Origin of the sequence: Klebsiella sp. GW_Kp181 (assembly GCF_040062315.1) — a bacterium.
In the GTDB taxonomy this organism is placed as follows: Bacteria; Pseudomonadota; Gammaproteobacteria; order Enterobacterales; family Enterobacteriaceae; genus Klebsiella; species Klebsiella oxytoca.
The window spans coordinates 116351-138030 of sequence record NZ_JBEAFR010000053.1; the positions used below are offsets into that span (position 1 = coordinate 116351).

The 21680-nt window shown below is 56.7% G+C and carries 24 protein-coding genes; 10 read left to right on the forward strand and 14 right to left on the reverse strand.

The window, feature by feature from the left end; genetic code table 11:
* Positions 1 to 49 precede the first annotated feature (49 nt).
* The 6 genes from ABLV11_RS11620 to artJ all read left to right on the forward strand — a co-directional run bounded on the left by ABLV11_RS11620 (position 50) and on the right by artJ (position 4663).
* Positions 50 to 565: a lipoprotein gene (locus tag ABLV11_RS11620; protein ID WP_004100604.1), complete on the forward strand. Its 516-nt coding sequence runs from the start codon at positions 50 to 52 to the stop codon at positions 563 to 565.
* Between the two features lie 324 nt (positions 566 to 889).
* Entirely contained in the window at positions 890 to 1618 is a 729-nt protein-coding gene (artP, locus tag ABLV11_RS11625; RefSeq protein WP_126488861.1) for an arginine ABC transporter ATP-binding protein ArtP, read from the forward strand.
* Positions 1619 to 1637: 19 nt separating this feature from the next.
* The gene (gene artI, locus ABLV11_RS11630) at positions 1638 to 2369 is read left to right on the forward strand and encodes an arginine ABC transporter substrate-binding protein ArtI (protein WP_126488860.1); all 732 of its coding nucleotides are present in this window, start codon (positions 1638 to 1640) and stop codon (positions 2367 to 2369) included.
* A gap of 6 nt (positions 2370 to 2375) precedes the next feature.
* A complete protein-coding gene (artQ, locus tag ABLV11_RS11635) occupies positions 2376 to 3092 on the forward strand; it encodes an arginine ABC transporter permease ArtQ (protein ID WP_004100599.1) in 717 nt (238 codons plus the stop codon).
* Entirely contained in the window at positions 3092 to 3760 is a 669-nt protein-coding gene (gene artM / locus ABLV11_RS11640; protein ID WP_004100597.1) for an arginine ABC transporter permease ArtM, read from the forward strand. The genes artQ and artM overlap by 1 nt, the downstream gene beginning before the upstream one ends.
* A 171-nt stretch (positions 3761 to 3931) precedes the next feature.
* Complete coding sequence (artJ, locus tag ABLV11_RS11645; RefSeq protein ID WP_017146217.1) at positions 3932 to 4663, forward strand: arginine ABC transporter substrate-binding protein ArtJ; 732 nt, start codon at positions 3932 to 3934, stop codon at positions 4661 to 4663.
* 216 nt (positions 4664 to 4879) lie between these two features.
* Here the strand turns inward: artJ and ABLV11_RS11650 are convergent, their stop codons facing one another.
* The 12 genes from ABLV11_RS11650 to ABLV11_RS11705 form a co-directional block, all read right to left on the reverse strand.
* Complete coding sequence (locus ABLV11_RS11650) at positions 4880 to 6352, reverse strand: ATP-binding protein (protein WP_004100593.1); 1473 nt, start codon at positions 6350 to 6352, stop codon at positions 4880 to 4882.
* The gene (locus ABLV11_RS11655) at positions 6349 to 7065 is read right to left on the reverse strand and encodes a response regulator transcription factor (protein ID WP_004100592.1); all 717 of its coding nucleotides are present in this window, start codon (positions 7063 to 7065) and stop codon (positions 6349 to 6351) included. Before ABLV11_RS11655 ends, ABLV11_RS11650 begins: the two co-directional genes overlap by 4 nt.
* Positions 7066 to 7143: 78 nt before the next feature.
* Positions 7144 to 8274 (reverse strand): 23S rRNA (uracil(747)-C(5))-methyltransferase RlmC, encoded by a 1131-nt coding sequence (rlmC, locus tag ABLV11_RS11660; RefSeq protein WP_023320631.1) that lies wholly within the window; start codon positions 8272 to 8274, stop codon positions 7144 to 7146.
* A 42-nt stretch (positions 8275 to 8316) separates the two neighbouring features.
* Positions 8317 to 8805 (reverse strand): YbjO family protein, encoded by a 489-nt coding sequence (locus ABLV11_RS11665; protein WP_004100588.1) that lies wholly within the window; start codon positions 8803 to 8805, stop codon positions 8317 to 8319.
* A gap of 57 nt (positions 8806 to 8862) precedes the next feature.
* Positions 8863 to 9708, reverse strand: a complete 846-nt coding sequence (gene potI, locus ABLV11_RS11670; RefSeq protein WP_064373587.1) for a putrescine ABC transporter permease PotI — start codon at positions 9706 to 9708, stop codon at positions 8863 to 8865.
* Positions 9705 to 10658 (reverse strand): putrescine ABC transporter permease PotH, encoded by a 954-nt coding sequence (gene potH, locus ABLV11_RS11675; RefSeq protein WP_004100583.1) that lies wholly within the window; start codon positions 10656 to 10658, stop codon positions 9705 to 9707. The genes potI and potH overlap by 4 nt, the downstream gene beginning before the upstream one ends.
* 10 nt (positions 10659 to 10668) lie before the next feature.
* The gene (potG, locus tag ABLV11_RS11680; RefSeq protein ID WP_004134592.1) at positions 10669 to 11802 is read right to left on the reverse strand and encodes a putrescine ABC transporter ATP-binding subunit PotG; all 1134 of its coding nucleotides are present in this window, start codon (positions 11800 to 11802) and stop codon (positions 10669 to 10671) included.
* Positions 11803 to 11904: 102 nt separating this feature from the next.
* Positions 11905 to 13017 (reverse strand): spermidine/putrescine ABC transporter substrate-binding protein PotF, encoded by a 1113-nt coding sequence (potF, locus tag ABLV11_RS11685; protein ID WP_004111825.1) that lies wholly within the window; start codon positions 13015 to 13017, stop codon positions 11905 to 11907.
* A 348-nt stretch (positions 13018 to 13365) separates the two neighbouring features.
* Positions 13366 to 13845: a YbjN domain-containing protein gene (locus ABLV11_RS11690; protein ID WP_004100577.1), complete on the reverse strand. Its 480-nt coding sequence runs from the start codon at positions 13843 to 13845 to the stop codon at positions 13366 to 13368.
* Positions 13846 to 13934: 89 nt separating this feature from the next.
* Positions 13935 to 14837 (reverse strand): 30S ribosomal protein S6--L-glutamate ligase, encoded by a 903-nt coding sequence (rimK, locus tag ABLV11_RS11695; RefSeq protein WP_004100575.1) that lies wholly within the window; start codon positions 14835 to 14837, stop codon positions 13935 to 13937.
* A 116-nt stretch (positions 14838 to 14953) separates the two neighbouring features.
* Complete coding sequence (gene nfsA, locus ABLV11_RS11700) at positions 14954 to 15676, reverse strand: nitroreductase NfsA (protein ID WP_004111822.1); 723 nt, start codon at positions 15674 to 15676, stop codon at positions 14954 to 14956.
* Positions 15660 to 15950, reverse strand: coding sequence for a YbjC family protein (locus ABLV11_RS11705; protein ID WP_348855317.1), 291 nt, complete (start codon positions 15948 to 15950; stop codon positions 15660 to 15662). The genes nfsA and ABLV11_RS11705 overlap by 17 nt, the downstream gene beginning before the upstream one ends.
* A gap of 203 nt (positions 15951 to 16153) precedes the next feature.
* On the opposite strand from ABLV11_RS11705, the gene ABLV11_RS11710 reads away from it, so the two are divergent.
* Positions 16154 to 16417: a GrxA family glutaredoxin gene (locus ABLV11_RS11710; protein WP_004100567.1), complete on the forward strand. Its 264-nt coding sequence runs from the start codon at positions 16154 to 16156 to the stop codon at positions 16415 to 16417.
* A gap of 6 nt (positions 16418 to 16423) precedes the next feature.
* Here the strand turns inward: ABLV11_RS11710 and ybjM are convergent, their stop codons facing one another.
* Entirely contained in the window at positions 16424 to 16807 is a 384-nt protein-coding gene (ybjM, locus tag ABLV11_RS11715) for an inner membrane protein YbjM (protein WP_004100565.1), read from the reverse strand.
* 267 nt (positions 16808 to 17074) lie between these two features.
* Here ybjM and ABLV11_RS11720 point away from each other — a divergent pair, with 267 nt between their 5' ends.
* The gene (locus ABLV11_RS11720) at positions 17075 to 18760 is read left to right on the forward strand and encodes an aspartate:alanine antiporter (protein WP_004100564.1); all 1686 of its coding nucleotides are present in this window, start codon (positions 17075 to 17077) and stop codon (positions 18758 to 18760) included.
* 158 nt (positions 18761 to 18918) lie between these two features.
* On the opposite strand, the gene ABLV11_RS11725 is transcribed toward ABLV11_RS11720, so the two are convergent.
* Positions 18919 to 19461, reverse strand: a complete 543-nt coding sequence (locus tag ABLV11_RS11725) for a TetR family transcriptional regulator (RefSeq protein WP_004100562.1) — start codon at positions 19459 to 19461, stop codon at positions 18919 to 18921.
* A gap of 181 nt (positions 19462 to 19642) precedes the next feature.
* Here ABLV11_RS11725 and ABLV11_RS11730 point away from each other — a divergent pair, with 181 nt between their 5' ends.
* Positions 19643 to 20845, forward strand: a complete 1203-nt coding sequence (locus tag ABLV11_RS11730) for an MFS transporter (RefSeq protein ID WP_017146224.1) — start codon at positions 19643 to 19645, stop codon at positions 20843 to 20845.
* A complete protein-coding gene (locus tag ABLV11_RS11735; protein ID WP_049593366.1) occupies positions 20845 to 21660 on the forward strand; it encodes a Cof-type HAD-IIB family hydrolase in 816 nt (271 codons plus the stop codon). Before ABLV11_RS11730 ends, ABLV11_RS11735 begins: the two co-directional genes overlap by 1 nt.
* The last annotated feature ends 20 nt before the right edge of the window (positions 21661 to 21680 follow it).

Sequence of the window (21680 nt, forward strand, 5' to 3'; positions counted from 1 at the left end):
CTATGCTTGAAAAGATATTCTAACGTAGTGAGCTCATAAGGAAATCATCATGCGCTACAAAGTTCTTGCACTCGTCCTCCCCTGCGCGCTGGCGCTCAGCGCCTGTACTACCGTCACGCCTGCCTACAAAGATAACGGCACCCGTAGCGGCCCCTGCATCGAAGGCGGCCCGGATGACGTGGCGCAGAAGTTTTATGACTACCAGCTGCAGAATCGCAATAGCGATTTAACCGCGCTGCGTCCGTACCTGAGCGACGGTCTGGCAAAACTGCTGAACGACGCGCGTCAGGATCCGTCGAACAACGCCCTGCTGCAGTCTAATCTGTTCTCCAGCAGCAGTACCCCGGCCGACAGCGCCGAGGTCGCCAGTGCCTCCACGATCCCCAACCGCGATGCGCGCAACATTCCGCTGCGCGTGGAGCTAAAACAGGGCACCCAAAGCTGGAAGGATGAAGTGCTGATGATTCAGGAAGGCCAGTGCTGGGCGGTAGATGACGTCCGCTACCTCGGCAATAACGGCCATGCGCCGGCAGGCACCCTGCGTCAAAGTCTGGAAAAACGCTAACCGGCCGCTGGCTCCTGGCAAAGAATCCCCGGTCTCCTTCAAGGCGCAGACCGGGGGCCGGTAAAGGCGAGGCTCGTGGCTGAGCCGGGTAACAAAACCAACGCTTCTGCGGCCTGAAGTATGACGGGTATAACCCGGTAAAATGTCGGTAATTACTCTGGTATTGCCGACATTTACTCCCCCCGCCTCCACGAAGCCATATTTTGTGCTAACTTTAAATGTAAACGTGGTTTACATTTAACTTTTAACGCATAAATATTGCATAACTATTCTGCCAAAGGTACTATTTGCGGCCTCAATTGCTATTTGTATCAGACTGCCCAGATGAGCATTAAATTAAACGGCATTAATTGCTTCTACGGCGCGCACCAGGCGCTGTTCGACATCACGCTGGATTGCCCGCAGGGGGAAACGCTGGTGCTGCTCGGCCCAAGCGGTGCCGGAAAAAGCTCGCTGCTGCGCGTTCTTAACCTGCTGGAGATGCCGCGTTCCGGCACGCTGCACATCGCCGGGAACCATTTCGACTTTACCAAAGCGCCTTCTGACAAAGCCATCCGCGAGCTGCGCCAGAACGTCGGTATGGTGTTCCAACAGTACAATCTGTGGCCGCATCTGACCGTGCAGCAAAACCTGATTGAAGCGCCTTGCCGCGTGCTCGGTTTAAGCAAAGATCAGGCTTTAGCGCGCGCAGAAAAGCTGCTCGAACGTCTGCGCCTGAAACCCTATAGCGATCGCTACCCGCTACATCTTTCCGGCGGCCAGCAGCAGCGTGTCGCCATTGCCCGCGCCCTGATGATGGAACCGCAGGTTCTGCTGTTTGATGAACCTACGGCGGCGCTCGATCCAGAAATCACCGCCCAGATCGTCAGTATTATCCGCGAACTGGCTGAAACCGGCATTACGCAGGTCATCGTCACCCACGAAGTGGAAGTGGCGCGTAAAACGGCAAGCCGCGTGGTGTATATGGAAAACGGCCATATCGTTGAACAAGGTGATGCCGGCAGCTTCGCGCATCCGCAGACCGACGCGTTTAAAAACTATCTTTCACATTGATGTTTTCGGGGAAATGACGATGAAAAAAGTACTGATTGCCGCTCTTCTTGCGGGCATGAGCCTCTCCGCTACCGCTGCCCAGACCATTCGTTTCGCCACCGAGGCCTCTTACCCTCCGTTTGAATCGATCGACGCTAATAACAAAATTGTCGGCTTTGACGTCGATCTGGCGAACGCGCTGTGTAAAGAGATTGATGCGACCTGCACCTTTACCAATCAGGCTTTCGACAGCCTGATCCCCAGCCTGAAGTTCCGCCGTTTCGACGCGGTAATGGCCGGGATGGATATCACCCCTGAGCGTGAAAAGCAGGTGCTGTTCACGACCCCGTACTATGAAAACTCTGCGCTGTTCGTCGGCCAGCAGGGTAAATTCACCAGCATCGATCAGCTGAAAGGCAAAAAAGTCGGCGTGCAGAACGGCACCACTCACCAGAAATTCATCACCGACAAACATCCGGAAATCACTACCGTTCCTTATGACAGCTACCAGAACGCGAAGCTGGACCTGCAGAACGGCCGTATTGACGCCGTGTTTGGCGATACCGCAGTAGTGACCGAATGGCTGAAGAGCAATCCGAAGCTGGGAGCAGTCGGCGACAAAGTCACCGATAAAGACTACTTCGGCACCGGTCTCGGCATTGCGCTGCGCCAGGACAATACCGAGCTGCAGCAGAAATTTAATGCTGCGCTGGAAAAAGTGAAGAGCGATGGGACTTACCAGTCTATCTATAACAAATGGTTCCAGAAGTAACGCTGAATGAACGAATTTTTTCCATTAGCAAGCGCCGCCGGGATGACCGTCGGCCTTGCCGTTTGCGCCCTGATCATCGGTCTGGTGCTGGCGATGCTGTTTGCCGTCCTCGAGTCGGTGAAGCTGCGCCCGGTCGCCTGGCTCGCAACCGGCATTGTCACCCTTTTGCGCGGACTACCGGAAATCCTGGTAGTTCTGTTTATCTATTTTGGTTCCTCTCAGCTGCTGCTGACCCTTTCTGACGGCTTTACTATTAATCTCGGCATTGTGCAGATCCCGGTACAGATGCAGATTGAAAATTTTGACGTCAGCCCGTTCCTGTGTGGGGCTATCGCGCTTTCTCTGCTGTATGCCGCTTACGCATCGCAAACGCTGCGCGGGGCGCTTAAAGCCGTTCCGCAGGGGCAATGGGAATCCGGTCAGGCGCTGGGATTATCAAAAGCCGCTATTTTCTTTCGCCTGGTGATGCCGCAGATGTGGCGCCACGCGCTGCCGGGCCTCGGTAACCAGTGGCTGGTGCTGCTGAAGGATACCGCACTGGTGAGCCTCATTAGCGTCAACGATCTGATGCTGCAAACCAAAAGTATCGCTACCCGAACCCAGGAGCCGTTTAACTGGTATATCATCGCGGCAGCAATCTATCTGGTCATCACCCTGTTGAGTCAGTACATTCTGAAACGTATTGATCAGCGAGCGACGCGCTTCGAACGGAGACCAGGCTGATGCTTGATTACTTACCCGAACTGCTAAAAGGGCTGCATACCAGCCTGACGCTGACCGCGGCCTCGATCGTCGTGGCGCTGATTTTGTCGCTAATCTTCACCATCATCCTGACGTTAAAAACCCCGGGGCTGGTGTGGGTCGTGCGCGGCTATATCACGCTGTTTACCGGCACGCCGCTGCTGGTGCAGATCTTCCTGATTTACTACGGCCCGGGCCAGTTTCCGTCGCTGCAGGAGTATCCGCTGCTCTGGCATCTGATTTCCGAGCCCTGGCTCTGCGCGCTGATTGCCCTTTCTCTTAACAGCGCCGCTTATACCACCCAGCTGTTCTATGGCGCAATCCGCGCCATTCCGGACGGCCAGTGGCAATCCTGCGGCGCGCTGGGGATGAGTAAGAAGGATACGCTGGCGATCCTGCTGCCGTACGCTTTTAAACGCGCCCTCTCCTCCTACTCCAATGAAGTGGTGCTGGTGTTCAAGAGCACGTCCCTGGCCTACACCATTACCCTGATGGAAGTGATGGGCCACAGCCAGCTGCTCTATGGACGCACCTATGATGTAATGGTGTTCGGCGCCGCCGGCATCGTTTATCTGGTGGTCAATGGCCTGCTGACGCTACTGATGCGTCTGGTGGAACATAAAGCGCTGGCCTTTGAGCGACGCAATTAAAAACGCATATCCAGCCAAATCAAGACGGGTAGTTCACTGAATTACCCGTCTTTTTTTATTCCAACCAAATAAATATCCATATTTATTGAATATAAATTCATTTAGTGGCATTGTTACTGCCAGCCGCAGACACGGCACAACAACATAAGATTTACCGACGGGAGTTCCAAGATGAAAAAGTTAGTTCTGGCCGCACTGCTTAGTTCTTTCGCCTTTGGCGCCGCTGCCGCAGAAAAAATCAGCTTTGGCGTTTCTGCAACTTACCCACCGTTTGAATCGATGGACGCCAATAACCAAATCGCCGGTTTCGACATCGACCTGGCCAACGCGCTGTGCAAACAGATGCAGGCCGAGTGTACTTTTACCAACCATGCCTTCGACAGCCTGATCCCGGCGCTCAAATTCAAGAAATATGATGCGGTCATCTCCGGCATGGACATTACCCCGGAGCGCAGCAAGCAGGTGGCGTTTACCGACCCGTACTACGCTAACTCCGCGCTGGTTATCTCGAAGAAAGATGCTTTCCACTCTTTCGCCGATCTGAAAGGCAAGCGCATCGGGATGGAAAACGGCACCACGCACCAGAAATACCTCCAGGATAAACATCCGGAAGTGAAAACCGTGGCTTACGATAGCTACCAGAATGCGTTCATCGACCTGAAAAATGGCCGTATTGATGGGGTGTTTGGCGATACCGCCGTGGTCAACGAATGGCTGAAAACCAACCCGCAGCTGGGCGCGGCAACGCCGAAAGTCACCGACGCGCAGTACTTCGGTACCGGCCTCGGCATTGCGGTACGCCCGGATAACAAAGCGCTGCTGGAAAAACTGAACGCCGCGCTGAAGGCGATTAAAGCTGACGGTACCTACGATAAAATCAGCAAGCAGTGGTTCCCGGAGTAAACCCTCCCGGAGGCGGCGCTTGACGCGCCTGTCCGGGCTACCGGCCCGCAGACAGCCGTGGCCCCGTAGCCCGGGCAAGCACAGCGCAGCCCGGGAAGAAGCCACGCCAAAGTCTCCATCCCGGCGCATTCCCCGGGTTGCGGCGTAAACGCCTTCCCCGGGCTACCGTTGAGCAGACAGCGCTAAACCTGTATCCCGAGCGGCCAATCCGCCACCTTAAACCGGCAGGGTAAACTGGAAACAGGCTCCTGCCGGCGCTTCAAGCAGGCGAATATCGCCGCCGTGCAGCTGCAGCATCCGCCGGACAATCATTAATCCCAACCCTCCTCTCGATGCGCTTTGCGCGCCAGGTTCCAGCACCGAAGGTCGTTCAAACAAGGTTGCCCGCAGCTCGCCGGCGATGCCCGGCCCGCTATCGGCCACCTCGACGATAATCTCTGGCCCTGCCCGCCGAGCCGCCAGGCGAATAACCCCCCCCTCCGGCGTATGACGAATGGCGTTATCGAGCAAATTGGTCAACACCCGTTCAATCATTGAGAGATCGGCGGTGACCGGCGGTAATCCGGCAGCCAGCTCCAGCTGCAAACCGATATTGCGCGTCGCGACGGGCAGATCGAATTTTTGCGCCACATCCTGCACCAGCTCGGCCAGCACGAACGTTTCCGGCTGCGGCTTAATCCCACCGTGCTCCAGGCGGGCCAGCTCAAACAGCTGCTGAGAAAGATGGCGCACTTTATTGCCCTGGCGCAGCGCGATATTCAAATACTGCTTGTTCTCTTCCATCGTCAGGCGATCGGCCTTCAGGCTTAACGTTTCCAGATATCCCAGCAAGGAGGTGAGCGGCGTGCGTAAATCATGGGAGATATTGGCAACGAACTCTCGCCGCTGACGGTCGCTATCGGCCAGACGATCCCACTGCCCGGCAATCTGGCGGGCCAGTTCAATAAAGCGGTTATGCAGTACGGCGACTTCGTTTCCCGGATTCGCCTCCGGGGTTTGCGCCGCCAGCGCCTTAATCGCATGGATGCTGTCCTGCTCATTCGTAGCCACCAGCGCGGTGAGCTGACGCACCGGGCGCGTGACCCACCGCCAGGCGAGCAGTCCCGCCAGCAGGCCGAGAGCGGCCACCAGCAGCAGAGTCCACAGCAGCAGGCTGGACAGTGTTTTCAGCCAGGCGCTTGCCGCCAGTTCATTAAAGGTTTCGCCCTGCAGAATGATATACAGATAGCCGCGTAGCTGACCGTCCTGGCGCAGCGGCGCCACGCTAAATACTTTTTGTTTATCAAGGCTGCGCGGATCGTCGCCGTATACCGGCCACGCGCCGCCGGAAAGGAACGTTTGCACCGGCGCCAGATCGATGCGCTGGCGTTTGATATGACCAGGCGGCGCGGCGTCGGCCAGCAGCTCGCCGTCGGGCGAAAGCAGATACAGTTCCACGCTGGGGTTGAAGGTCATTAGCCGGTCGAAAAGCGGTTTCAGCATCCGGCGGTCAACCTGCCCCTGAGCGTCCAGCAGCGGCTCGCGAGCGGCGATTTGCTGCGCCAGACCGGCGGAAAGACGCTGGACCATCACGTTGCCGTACTGCGCGCTGCTGTAGAGCTGGATCAAGCAAACGGCTAACGCACAAAGCAGCAGTAACGAGGTAAACACCAGCGCCAGGCGCTGGCTGAGGCTGAGACGGCGGATCATGGCTGCGCCTCTTTGCGCTCCACGGCAAATTTATAGCCTTTACCCCAGACGGTCAAAATGATGTCCGGCTCGGCCGGGTCGCGCTCAATTTTGGTGCGCAGGCGGTTGATATGGGTATTGACCGTATGCTCATAGCCGTCGTGCTGATAGCCCCACACCCGATCGAGCAGCTCAAGACGGGAAAAGACCTCCCCGGGGTGACGAGCAAAATAGTATAAAAGATCGAACTCGCGCGGGGTGAGATCCACCATCTCGCCGCGCAGCTTAACGTCGCGGGATAGAGGATCGATGCTCAAGCCGTGGCTATTGATACGCCCGGCATCCATTAACAAATTTTGCCCCATCGCCTCCTGGCGACGAAACACCGCTTTGACCCGGGCGGTCAGTTCGAGAATCGAAAAGGGTTTGGCCAGATAATCATCCGCCCCCATTTCAAGGCCCTGCACCCGCTGGGTTTCGCTGGCGCGGGCGCTGATAATAATCACCGGCAAATAGCGGGTTTGCTGACGAATACGCCGACAAATTTCCAGACCGTCAACGCCCGGCAGCATCAGGTCGAGGATCACCGCATCCCAGAGATCCTTTTCCAGCTGCCGCAGGGCCTGCGCCCCGTCCGCTACGTGAACAATCTGATATCCCTCATCGAGCAGATTCAGGCGCAGCAGCGCAGCGATATCTTCATCATCTTCAACCAACAGAATTTTTTTTGCCACCGGCAGCACTCCGCTATTCTTACGTTCTGATAAGCCAAGCTTACCCGATCTTTGCCGGCTGAAGAGTTCACATTTTGTTTATACTTCGCGAACCAGCAGGGTCAACACCTCATAGTGGGCGGTATGCGGGAACATATCGAATAGCTGGACGCGCGCGATGCGGTAGCCATTCAACCGGGCGATATCTTTCGCCATCGTGCGGGCGTTGCAGCTGGAGTAGATAATAAAATCCGGCGCCATACGGTTTAAATAGTCGCACAGTCCGTCGCCGATACCCCGACGCGGCGGGTTCACCAGTACCAGATCGGGAATTTCGCCTTCGCCGGTAGCAAACTGCGTGGAATCGAGCGCCTGGAAATGCAGATTCTGCAGGCCGAGCTGCGCCGCCGATTGTCTGGCGCAGGCGATGGCCTCAGCGGCGATCTCAATCCCGGTCAGGCGCATCTCCGGCGTGGCGCAGTGCAGACCAAAGCCGCCAACGCCGCAAAAGAGATCCCACATATGATTAACCGGTAGCTGGCGCACCCAGTCGCGAGCGGTGGCATACAGCCGGCTGGCCACCGCCGGGTTGGTCTGAAAGAAGCTTTGCGGGCGGATCCATAGCGGCACGCCGTTAAAGTTTTCCGCCAGCGCCTGCTGGTCGGTGAGGAAAATTTCCCGCTCTCCTTCCATGATGGCCATATGCACCGGCTGAATATTGGCGGTAATCACTTTCAGCTGCGGCAGCTGCGCCTGGAGCGCCGGCAGCGCGGCGCGCAGCTGGGCCAGCTTGGTCTCCGAACGCAGAACAAAGCGCAGCATCATCCCGCCGTCGAGCCGGCTTTCGGTCAGCAGAATGTACTTCAGCTCTCCGCGCCTGCGGGCAACGTTATAGGGCGTGAGTCCGGCGCGGGCGATAAACGGCTTGAGCGCAGCGAAGACGGGGGCGAAGCCTGGCGGATAGAGCGGGCAATCGGTGAGGTCTTCCGGGGCGCCATCACGGTGCAGCATTCCGAGCAGCGGGCGCTCTACGCTACCGCTGACCACCATTTTCGCTTTGTTGCGAAACCCGCTTTCCGGGCCGCAAACCGGCGCGCACCAGTCAGCGACGGGGGCATCGGCGAGAAGCGTGCGCAAATCGGCCATTTTATCGGCGAGCTGTTGCGATACCGGCAGTTCCAGCCACTGGCAGGAGCGACAGCGGCCCGCGTCATAGAGTGCGCAGTGCATAACAAGACCTTTAAAAAAACAGGGGCGGGGATTGTATCACCGTTACTGTAAACGGAAAAAGCGTCGGCACGGGGCCGGCACAAACAGCATGGCCAGCACCAGTAGATCCGGCAGCTTTTGCAGCACCAGAGAACGAAATATCTCGCGCTTCGATTCACCGGCAATGCTAAACAGCTCAGGATAACCGTAGCCCAATGAAGCGGCCCACAGGTAGCCAATCACAATAATCTGCGTCAACAGGAACAGCCAACGCGCCCAGTTGCGCCCTTTTACCAGCGAAAACGCGCACCAGATTTCAATAAATACCAGCACCAGACTTGAGAGAAACACCAGGGTGAGCGCCCACGTCTGCACGCTGCGATGGACAAAATCCGCGATTCCCTGAACGCCAAGCTGGTTGAGGATCATCAGCAAATCCAGGCCGCGGATTAAAATAATGGCGAAGGCCGCCACCTGCACCAGCGCAGGAACGTTAAGACGAGCATGAGACGAACGCGTTTTAGTAAACAATCCCAACGTAAAGTCTTCCATGAAAACGGCGCCACAAATGCGGCGCCGATGTTAACTCTATTGCAGATTTTAGGTGGTTCAGCCGCTTCTTGCACGCTGGATATCGCGCACCCGCTGCTTTTCCGCGCGGGCCATCAAATACCAGGCGATAAAACCAACAATGCCGACCACGCCGAGGATTAACGTTGCCAGGGCATTAATCTCCGGGTTAACCCCCATGCGCACGCTGGAGAAGACCAGCATCGGCAGCGTCGTCGCCCCCGGCCCGGAAACAAAGCTGGCAATAACCAGGTCGTCGAGCGACAACGTAAAGGCCAGCAGCCAGCCGGAGACCACCGCCGGCATAATCATCGGCAGCGTAATGACGAAAAAGACCTTCAGCGGCGCGGCGCCCAGATCCATCGCCGCCTCCTCGATTGAGTGGTCCAGTTCACGCAGGCGCGATGAAATGACCACCGCCACGTACGCGGTACAGAAGGTCACGTGCGCCAGCCAGATGGTCAGCATGCCGCGATCCGACGGCCAGCCAATTGAATGCCCCAGCGCGACAAACAGCAGCAGCAGCGACAGGCCGGTAATCACATCGGGCATCACCAGCGGCGCGGTGATCATAAAAGCAAAGCCGTTTGAACCGCGGAAGCGGCCAAAACGCACCATCACCACTGCGGCAATGGTACCGAGGATCACCGCCGCCGTCGCGGCGCAGGCGGCAATGGTCAGACTTAAGCCTACCGCGCTCATCATCGCATCGTCATGAAACAGCTCGCGATACCAGCGCGTCGACCATCCGGCCCATACCGTCACCAACTTTGAGCTGTTGAACGAGTAAATCACCAGCATCAGCATCGGCGCATACAGAAAGGTAAAGCCAAGCAGCAAAATGACGATTCGCCACGGCGAACGGACTACCGGTAAATTATTCATCCGTGTTCCCCCACCTGTTTTTGCTGATGCTTGTGGAACCACATGATCGGTACGATCAGCAACAGCAGCATCACGATCGCTACCGCCGAGGCCACCGGCCAGTCGCGGTTGTTAAAGAACTCCTGCCACAGCACGCGGCCAATCATAATACTGTCCGGGCCGCCCAGCAGTTCCGGGATAACGAACTCCCCTACCGCCGGAATAAATACCAGCATCGACCCGGCAATAATCCCGCCTTTGGTGAGCGGGACGATCACCTGGAAGAAGGTCTTCAGCGGCCGGGCACCCAGATCCAGCGACGCCTCAACCAGCGAGTAATCGATGCGCGTGAGGGCGGTATAAATCGGTAGCACCATAAACGGCAGATAGGCGTAAACAATACCGATATAGACCGCCAGGTTGGTGTGCAGGATCTCCAGAGGCTGGTCGATAACCCCCAGCCACAGCAGGAAGTTGTTCAGCACGCCGTTGCTTTTCAGCAGCCCCATCCAGGCATAGACGCGGATCAGAAACGACGTCCATGACGGCAGAATGACCAGCAGCAGCAGGATATTCCGGGTCGATGGCTTACTGTGCGCCACCGCCCACGCCAGCGGATAACCCAGCAGCAGACAGCAGAACGTCGAGATCCCTGCCACCTGGAGCGACTGCAGATACGCCTCAAAATAGAGAGGATCGTCGGTAAGCTGCAGGAAATTACCGAGATTCAGCGTTAACGTTAGCTGGCCGTCGGCCCACTCCAGCAGATCGGTGTAGGGCGGGATCGCCCGCGCCATCTCCGCCAGGCTGATTTTAAAGACGATCAGAAATGGCAGCAGGAACAGCAGGATCAGCCATATGTAAGGCAGCGCAATCACCAGCTTGCGCCCGTGGGCCATCTGCAGCCGCGCCAGCCACAGCGCGAAACCGCCCGGTTTGTTTACGCCTGACGGGGGCTCTAATGTACTCATTGCCCTCTCCTCACACCGTCAGCACGACGCAGCTATCGGCGTCCCAGCATAAACGGACTTCATCGCCCCAGGTTGGCGCCCCTTTGCGGTAACGGTGCTCGTTCTGCAGCTGAGCGCTGAGCATCTGCCCGCTTTTCAGGCGCACATGGTAGATAGACAGGTCACCGAGATAGGCAATATAGATAACCTCACCTACCGCGAAGTTATAGCCATCCGCCGGTGGGTCCTCGCAGAGCATAATTTTTTCCGGGCGCAGAGCCACCCACACCGGGACGTTATCGACGACGGAGGCATCGGGATCGACCTTCAGCGGATGCGTCAGGCCCGGGGAATCCAGTACCAGTCCATCTTCCTGGCGCTCTTTCACCAGCCCTTCAAAGACGTTAACCGAGCCGATAAACTCCGCGCTGTAGCGGGTAGTTGGGTGCTCGTAAATTTCCTCCGGCTCGCCGATCTGTACGAACTTGCCGCGGTTCATAATGGCGATACGCCCCGCCATGGTCATCGCCTCTTCCTGATCGTGGGTCACCATCACGCAGGTGACGCCGACGCGCTCAAGAATATCGACCACTTCCAGCTGCATCCTGTCGCGCAGCTTCTTATCCAGCGCGCCCATCGGCTCGTCAAGCAGCAGCAGTTTCGGTCTTTTCGCCAGGCTGCGGGCCAGCGCCACGCGTTGACGCTGACCGCCGGAGAGCTGATGCGGTTTACGCTTTGCGAACTCCTGCATATGCACCAGCGCCAGCATCTCCTGCACCCGACTGGTGATTTCAGCCTTAGGCAATTTGTCCTGCTTGAGGCCAAAGGCGATGTTCTGCTCCACCGTCATATGGGGAAAGAGCGCATAGGACTGAAACATCATGTTAATCGGCCGCTGATACGGCGGCACCCGCGCCAGATCGACGCCATCCAGGACAATCTGCCCGGCGGTAGGCTGTTCGAATCCCGCCAGCATGCGCAGCAGGGTTGACTTGCCGCAGCCGGATGCGCCCAGCAGGGCAAAAATTTCGCCTTTATAAATGGTGAGATTGACATCATCGACGGCGTGCTGGCCATCGAAGGACTTCGTTAAATTACGGATTTCGAGCAGCGGGGTCAGCGCTTTGGGGGTTTTCGCCTGCGGGCGAGGAATTACATCATTCACGGGGTGTTCTCCGGCAGAAATCAAATCATGGTGCAGGCGCACCATAACGGTGCGCCTGTTGCCGGCAGCGCGACGCTTATCCGGCCTACAACTCACGGAGAATTACTTACCGCTTTTCACCTTCGTCCATGCGCGAGTACGCACGCGATCGATTTTCGGATCCTGGACTTTCAGGGTGAACAGCTTGGCGAAGACGTCAGCCGGCGGGTAGATGGCCGGATTGCTGCGGATCGCTTCGCTGACCAGCGGCGTAGATGCTTTGTTGCCGTTAGCGTAATAGACATGATCGCTAATATGCGCGATAACGTCCGGACGCATCAGATAGTTCAGGAATTGATAAGCCTCTTCTTTGTTTTTCGCATCTGCCGGCATAGCGAAGACGTCAAAGAACGCCAGCGCGCCCTCTTTCGGGATAAAGTAGGAAACGTTGACCCCGTTCTTCGCTTCTTTCGCCCGGTTAGCCGCCTGCCATACGTCGCCCGCCCAGCCGATCGCGACGCAGATATCGCCGTTCGCCAGGTCGTTGATGTACTGCGAAGAGTGGAAGTAGCGAATATTCGGACGCAGCTTCAGCAGCAGGTCGGTTGCCGGGCCAGTGTAGTCATCGGCTTTGGCGCTATTAGGATCTTTACCGAGGTAGTTCAGCACGGTGGCGAAAATCTCTTCCGGGGCATCAAGGAAGGAGACGCCGCAGCTTTTCAGTTTCTCCAGATTTTCCGGCTTCATCACCAGATCCCAGCTGTCCAGCGGCGCATCTTTGCCCAGCACGGCTTTCACTTTATCGATGTTATAGCCTATGCCGGTTGTCGCCCACAGGTAGGGAATCGCGTATTTATTGTCCGGGTCGTGCTTCGCGACCAGCTTCAGCACTTCCGGATCGAGATTTTTCCAGTTGGGGAGCTTGCTCTTATCCAGCGGCTGGAACACCCCTGCCGCCAGCTGGCGCTCGAGGAAGCTGGCCGACGGCACCACCAGGTCAAATCCGGTGCTGCCCGCCATAAGCTTACCCTCCAGCACTTCATTGGAGTCAAAAACGTCATACACCACTTTAATACCGGTCTCTTTTTCAAAATTCGCCACCGTATCCGGGGCAATATAATCAGACCAGTTATATACATGCAGGGTTTTTTGTTCGGCTGCGAGCGAACCGGCAGAGACGGCCATCAGCGCACCCGTAACCAGACCTGTTAACCATTTTTTACCAAAGGCGGTCATATCTCTTATTCCTTCTCAATGCCCGTTAACAAGCGGGCTGAATATACGCACTTGTTCGCATGCAATAATCATGCATATTTTTTCAATGCCTAAGAAAAGGAGAGAGGACCTCTCCCGGAATGGTTGCCCGCAACTGGAAGCAGCGTCAGAATAACTGTAGCCAGAATAAGAGGCTATAGCCCAGGAGAAAAAACGGCTTTTATCAATTTTTTATGCAATAAGGGTCTATGTGATAAGCCGAAAACGGCGGAATGGCGGTGAAAAATTCTTTACAGGAAGGTTAACAACAGAATAATCGCGGGTAATACGCAGCCACCATGGCAGTGACTGCGCTATTTTTCGCCAGCCTCAGTGAAGAAAATGGTACTGAATATTCTCAGCTATCGGCTCTTCTTCCTCAGACTTATACAGCACCTGGTTAGCGCTGGCTTCAAGGATGACCATCGATATCTGTTCTTCGCTCTGACGGAAAAACCATGCAAACTGATCGATCGTCACGCCGACGCCGACGGTCAACGCCTGGCAAACCACCAGTTTCGGCAGATTATCATCCTGAATATCGAGGAAAGCTTTCACCGTCAACGAGCTGGCGTTAATCGCAGAAAGATCGGCGGAAAGCGGCAGGAGCGCGGAGGGTTTCACCTCAGCCAGCGCAGAGAAAAGCACCACGTTATCAACCAGGTCAAGTTTGGCATCAAAAATGCCTTCGAAATTTTGCATATGCGGCAGGTGCAGTGCCTGGCAGGAATCACACTCAAAAAAGCTGATGCCCAATTCGTCGAGCCATTGACGTAACGTATCAAGACCCGGAACGACCAGTGAATCCATATGACCTGTGACCTCTTACTGTGAAAAATGCGACGCCATAGCTTACGCAAAAAAAGCGCCGTATTCCATGACGGTGTCGCGAAAGGCAGCTATCCCCCCATTTTCAGACAAAATCCGGGCGTCGCTTGTCGTTCAATCCAGGCGATCATCTTGCCGGCAATATCGACGCCGGTGGTGGTTTCAACCCCCTCCAGCCCCGGAGAAGCGTTCACTTCCATCACCAGCGGTCCGCGCGTGGCGCGCAGTATATCCACGCCCGCCACGTCCAGCCCGAGCGTTTGCGCCGCCTTAATGGCCATTTCACGCTCCTGCTCGCTGATAAGCGCCACCGAGGCTACGCCGCCGCGATGCAGGTTGGAGCGAAAATCGCCCTCCTTGGCCCGCCGCTCAATCGCCGCGACCACTTCATTACCCACCACGAGGCAGCGCACGTCCCGGCCTTTCGCCTCGGCGATATACTCCTGAACCAGAATATGCGCATTCAGGCCGCGAAAAGCGTCAATGACGCTCTCTGCCGCCTGGCGCGTTTCGGCCAGCACAACGCCGATCCCCTGCGTCCCCTCCACCAGCTTGACCACCAGCGGCGCGCCGCCAACCATGGCGATCAGATCGCTGGTGTCGTCCGGCGAGTGGGCAATACCGGTGAGCGGCAGGTCGATGCCCTGGCGCGCCAGCAGCTGGAGCGAACGCAGCTTGTCGCGGGCGCGCGTGATGGCTACCGATTCATTCAGCGGATAGCTGCCGAGCAGCTCAAACTGACGCAGCGCCGCGGTGCCGTAGTAGGTGATCGCCGTGCCGATACGCGGGATCACGGCGTCAAAATGCGGGAGCTGGCGGCCTTTATAGTGAATTGACGAGGCCACCGGGCTGACGTTCATATAGCAGGAAAGCGGATCGAGGATTTCCACCTGATGACCGCGTTTTTGCGCGGCTTCGCGCAGGCGTCGACATGAATAAAGCGTTCCATCCCGGGATAATATGGCAATTTTCACCCTGCACCTCTGCGAAAAGACCCGCTCTGGCGGGCCTCTGAGTAGCAAACAACGTTTTAAATTAGCGCTGACCTGCGGAATTTCCTTGCGTCAGACCGGGTGCAGTTTACACGCAATCAGCGCGTAGCCCATCCCTGCTTATGCAGATATTCCAGAATAAATGGCCGGCTTTCTTTGACGATAGTCCGGCGGATATGGTCGCTCCAGGTATCGCGACGCGTGTTGCTGCCGCGAGAGAGATAATAGTGCGCCAACTGCTCGTCATATTCAGCAAGGACCGTCTCATCCAGCGGCTGATAGTGATTTTCATGAACCAGCATCGCCGACGGCATGCGCGGTTTCACTTCCGGATTATCGTCAGGCCAGCCAAGGCACAGGCCAAACAGCGGCATTACGTGCTGTGGGAGCTTCAGCAGCTGGGTCACCGCATCAATATTGTTACGCAGCCCGCCGATATAGACGCCGCCCAGGCCAAGAGATTCCGCCGCCACCAGCGCATTCTGCGCCATAATCGCGGTGTCGACGCAGCCCAGCAGGAGCTGTTCGGCGAGACCCAGCTGAGCGTCCGGGCAGATTTGCAGATTGCGGTTAAAATCAGGGCAGAATACCCAGAATTCCGCAGCCTGCGCCACGTGCTGCTGTCCGCCGCTCAGCGGCACCAGCTGTTGACGTATTTCCGGGTCGGTAACGCGAATAATTGAGGTACATTGTAAAAAACTGGAGCTGGAGGCTCCCTGCGCGCTGGCGATAATTGCGGCGCGCTGTTCTTCGCTGATCGGCGCGTCGGTAAAATGGCGAATAGAACGGTGGCTACGCAGCAGCTCAATGGTCGGCGTCATCTCGTTTTTCTCTGTCAGGCAATGATGAAGGGGAATTTTTCGTTTGCGTCAACTGCGGAGCAACAACTTTCGCCACACGCCAGATTAACGCCACGGCGGCCGGAAGCATCAGCAGGATCCCCGCGAAGATCATCAGCAGCGCCGCTGTCGGGCTGGAAAACGGCGCAGGCAGGCTGACGTACTGATTAAGCGAGAGCCAGGACAGGGTCAACAGCACCATGCCGATAAACTCAACTACCAGAACGCTTTTGGGTAATGCTGCGGGCGATCGCATAACGCTCCTCCGGTCCAAAGCAATCACGCAACCGGGTAAAAAAGTCGCGTATCAGAGGGAGTATAGCGGTTTCATCAGCAGAATATTTAACAAACATAGCCTTAAGCCATCAAAGCAAAAGGCAGAACCTTCTTTTCCTCGTCGCCATAACGCGGCATGATACGCCCCATTCGCCATCCGGCTGAGGTTTAAGGAGAGAGAGTATGTTTACGGTAATTTTTGGTCGTCCAGGTTGCCCATATTGCGTTCGCGCCAAAGAACTGGCGGAAAAACTGAGCAACGAACGCGATGATTTTAACTATCGCTACATTGATATCCACGCTGAAGGCATCAGCAAAGCCGATCTGGAGAAAACCGTGGGTAAACCGGTTGAAACCGTACCGCAGATTTTTGTCGATCAGAAGCACATTGGCGGCTGCACCGACTTTGAAGCCTGGGCGAAAGAGAATCTCGGTCTGTTTGCCTGAGACGACTCACTCCTCTGACGAGGGCTTGCGTCTGGTATCAAGCCAGGCGCAAATAAATAAAAAGCACAGCGCGCCCAGCGCGCACCAGAACACCGCGCTAAATAGCCACGCCAGTTCCTGCCAGAAAGATCGTTGAGTGACGAAGAATAACCGCATGACGACCAGACAAATAGGCGCAGCCAGCATAGCGCCGATAAGCGGACGCAGCACCCGCTGACCCGGGGAGAGGCAGCTTGCCGCCGCACCGGGTAGCAAAAAGAACAGCAGCCCGAGCTCAGGGTTACCGGTAGCCCGAAAGGCGCCTTTCATATGTAACAGCAGCGATAAGCAAACCACGATAAATAGAAAGAACCCACAGATAATACCGGCCCAAGCACGCTCAGATTTCACGACATCCTCCTGATTTTGCCTCTAACCAACTTCCACTTCGCCCAGTCAGATAAAGATTCTGGCAATCCATGCCAATAAAAGATCCCGTCAAGGTAATAACGATTGTTGCTAGCCGCAGCCCCCAGGAAAGATTAAACTATCGACTATATTTTGCTGGTTATAACGGGATGCCAGAATAGCGTTCGGGACAACGCGAACACTGGACCAACCTTAGACCAAATAACCATTTCCTTCAACAACTTACTAGTAAATGAGAAGTTGGCTTTCGTGAATATAAACGTCGCAGATTTGTTAAACGGGAATTACATCCTGTTATTGTTCGTTGTACTTGCACTGGGACTCTGCCTCGGGAAACTGCGTCTCGGGTCGGTACAACTTGGTAATTCCATTGGCGTTTTAGTGGTTTCCCTATTATTAGGGCAGCAGCATTTCAGTATTAACACTGACGCCCTCAATCTCGGCTTTATGCTGTTTATTTTTTGCGTCGGCGTAGAAGCGGGACCCAACTTTTTTTCTATTTTTTTTCGCGATGGGAAAAATTACCTGATGCTCGCGCTGGTAATGGTCGGCAGCGCAATGCTGATCGCCATGGGACTGGGTAAGCTCTTCGGCTGGGATATCGGCCTGACGGCCGGGATGCTCGCCGGCGCGATGACGTCCACTCCCGTGCTGGTCGGCGCCGGGGATACGCTTCGCCACTTCGGCATGCCCAGCGATCAGCTCGCCCTTTCGCTCGATCATCTGAGCCTCGGCTATGCGCTGACCTATCTGATTGGCCTGGTCAGCCTGATCGTCGGCGCCCGCTATATGCCGAAGCTGCAGCATCAGGATTTGCAGACCAGCGCCCAGCAAATCGCCCGCGAGCGCGGTCTCGATACCGACTCCCGGCGTAAGGTCTATTTGCCGGTGATCCGCGCCTACCGCGTCGGTCCGGAGCTGGTGGCGTGGGCTGATGGTAAAAATCTGCGCGAGCTGGGTATTTACCGCCAGACCGGCTGCTACATTGAGCGCATCCGCCGCAACGGCATTCTCGCGAACCCGGACGGCGATGCGGTGCTGCAGATGGGTGATGATATCGCCCTGGTGGGTTACCCGGATGCCCATGCCCGCCTCGACCCAAGCTTCCGTAACGGCAAAGAGGTCTTCGACCGCGATCTGCTCGATATGCGCATCGTCACCGAAGAGATCGTGGTCAAAAACCACAATGCCGTCGGCCGTCGCCTGGCGCAGCTGAAGCTGACCGACCACGGCTGCTTCTTAAACCGCGTCATTCGCAGCCAGATCGAAATGCCTATCGACGATAACGTGGTGCTCAACAAGGGCGATGTGCTGCAGGTCAGCGGCGACGCGCGTCGCGTTAAAACCGTCGCCGATCGTATCGGCTTCATCTCCATTCACAGCCAGGTGACCGACCTGCTCGCCTTCTGCGCCTTCTTTATCGTTGGCCTGATGATCGGCATGATCACCTTCCAGTTCAGTTCGTTCAGCTTCGGCATCGGTAACGCCGCCGGTCTGCTGTTTGCCGGCATTATGCTCGGCTTCCTGCGCGCCAACCATCCGACGTTCGGCTACATCCCGCAGGGCGCGCTGAATATGGTGAAAGAGTTCGGCCTGATGGTATTTATGGCCGGCGTGGGGCTCAGCGCGGGCGCCGGGATTAACAACGGCCTCGGCGCCGTCGGCGGTCAGATGCTGGCGGCGGGCCTGATCGTCAGCCTGGTACCGGTGGTTATCTGCTTCCTGTTCGGCGCGTACATCCTGCGCATGAACCGCGCGATGCTCTTCGGCGCCATGATGGGCGCCCGTACCTGCGCGCCGGCGATGGAAATTATCAGCGATACTGCCCGCAGCAATATTCCGGCGCTGGGATACGCGGGGACCTACGCCATCGCTAACGTATTGTTAACCCTGGCAGGTACGCTGATTGTCATCATCTGGCCGGGACTACAGTGAATTTTTTAAGAAAAAAAACGCGCATACGCAGAACTTTTTTTGCTGGCATCAGTCATAAGTAGTGCCACTGCTTTTCTTTGATGTCCCCATTTTGTGGAGCCCATCAACCCCGCCACTTAGGTTCAAGGTTGATGGGTTTTTTGTTTTCTGCGCCCCGCTCACTCTCCCGCCAGCCTTCCCACCATCAGTCGAATTGCTTCTCTGGATAGCGGCGCTCTGTCGGTCACGAAGTGCAGCGTCATACCCTCGATAAAGGCGTCAAGCCCGCGGGCCGTTGCTGGTTCAAACCACTGTTCCAGAGTCTGCTGGCTGCGCAGCATCCAGTTTTGCATGACTGCTTTTAAATTCGGCTGACTGCTGCAAAAAGCATACAGCTGATACATCAGCTCCATATTGCGCGCGGTGGTCACCTGGGCGCTGAATATCAGCTCGGCAATCGCGTCACAGGCCTCTTCGCGGCTATGCACATCGGCAAAAAACAGCTGATACTGCGCCGACATCTGGCCGGTAAACAGGCTGAACGCTTCTTCGACCAGCGCCTCGATACCGCTGAAATAGTAGGTCAGCGAGCCCAAAGGCACGCCCGCACAGGTGGCGATTTTCCGATGCGTGACCGCGTGGATGCCGTGTATCGCGATCGTGTCCAGCGTCGCCTGCAAAATCCGCTCCCGACGCTGCGGGTCGTTTGGTCGACGGGCCATCAGTGTTCCTCTCTCATTTAAATAGGCGCTTAATCCCTTAGCGGATGCTGGGCGCATTCCTCAGGCTGAATCGAATCATAGAGGTCAATAAAAAAACATTCTTCAGCAAGCAGCCTGGATGTACAAATGTACACAACCTTGCTACTGTTGTCTGCATCTCTCCACTCTCGGGCATTTACGGATGACAGCGCAAACCTCCCGCAGAGCCCTTCAGCTAAGGCTGTGGGCGCTCTTCATGTTCTTTTTTATCCCTGGATTACTCATGGCCTCATGGGCGACCCGCACGCCGGCGATTCGCGATCTGCTCGCGCTCTCGACGGCGGAAATGGGGATTGTATTATTTGGACTATCAATAGGTTCGATGAGCGGCATCCTCTGCTCAGCGTGGCTGGTCAATCGATTCGGCACCCGAAAAGTGATTCGTACCACCATGTCCTGCGCGGTGGTCGGCATGCTGGTCCTCAGCGCCGCGCTATGGTTTACCTCGGCGGTGCTGTTTGCTGTTGGCTTAGCCATCTTCGGCGCCAGCTTTGGCTCAGCGGAAGTAGCGATTAACGTTGAAGGCGCCGCCGTTGAACGCGAAATGAATAAAACCGTGCTGCCGATGATGCATGGTTTCTACAGCTTCGGCACGCTCGTCGGCGCCGGAATAGGCATGGCGGTCACCGGCTTCGGCCTGCCCGCCGCGCCGCACATTCTGCTGGCGGCGCTGGTGGCTGTCGCCCCCATCGCTATCGCCATTCGCGCAATTCCTGAAGGTACCGGCAAGAATGCAGCGGAAGCGGCGCGCCATGAAGGCAAAGGCCTGCCGATATGGCGAGATGCTCAGTTGCTGCTGATTGGCGTCATCGTCCTGGCCATGGCCTTTGCCGAGGGTTCCGCCAACGACTGGCTGCCGCTGCTGATGGTGGACGGCCACGGCTTCAGCCCGACTTCCGGGTCGCTGATTTACGCGGGCTTCACCCTCGGTATGACCCTCGGCCGTTTTACCGGCGGTTGGTTTATTGACCGCTACAGCCGGGTGACGGTGGTTCGCGCCAGCGCGGTCATGGGCGCGCTGGGCATTGGCCTGATTATTTTTGTCGATAACCCGTGGGTCGCCGGCCTCTCCGTACTATTATGGGGCCTCGGCGCATCGCTCGGCTTCCCGCTGACCATTTCCGCCGCCAGCGACACTGGCCCGGATGCGCCGAAGCGCGTCAGCGTGGTGGCGATTACCGGCTACCTCGCCTTCCTCGTCGGGCCGCCGCTGCTGGGCTTCCTCGGCGAGCACTTCGGCCTGCGTAGCGCCATGATGGTAGTGCTGGCATTGGTGCTGGTCGCGGCCATCGTCGCCCGGGCAGTTGCGAAGCCACACTCTGAACCCGTGATGGAGAACAGTTAATGAGCATCAAATTGATTGCGGTAGACATGGATGGCACCTTTCTGAGCGATGCCAAAACCTATAACCGTCAGCGCTTCCTCGCCCAGTATCAGCGGATGCGCGAGCAGGGCATCCGCTTCGTCGTCGCCAGCGGCAACCAGTATTACCAGCTTATCTCCTTCTTCCCGGAGGTAGCGCACGAGATCGCCTTTGTCGCCGAAAACGGCGGCTGGGTGGTCAGCGCCGGAGAAGATGTATTTAACTGCCGGATGCCGCAGGAACATTTCAATACCGTCATCGATCATCTCCAGACGCTGACCAACATTGAAATTATCGCCTGCGGTAAGCGCAGCGCTTATACCCTCAACCAGTATAATGATGAGCTGAAAGCGGTCGCGGCGAAGTACTATCATCGCCTCGAACTGGTCGACGACTTTAATCATATTGCTGATGATGCGATTCTGAAATTTGGCCTCAACGTCCCGGACCAGCTGATCCCTGAGATACAGCCGAAGCTGCACGCCGCGCTTGGCGATATGGTAACCGCAGTCGCTACCGGCTACGGCAGCATTGACCTGATTATTCCTGGAGTACACAAAGCTAACGGCCTGCGCATCCTGCAGGAGCGCTGGGGGATCGACAATCATGAAGTGGTCGCCTTTGGTGATAGCGGCAACGATATTGAAATGCTGCAGCATGCCGGATTCGGTTACGCGATGGCCAACGCCGCCGCGCCGGTGAAGGCCGTTGCTGGCTATCGTGCGCCGCACAATAACGAAGAGGGCGTACTGCATATCATTGATAAAGTGCTTAATCGCGAAGCGCCGTTCGCCTGAGGGCGCGCCTGCTGCGGCGC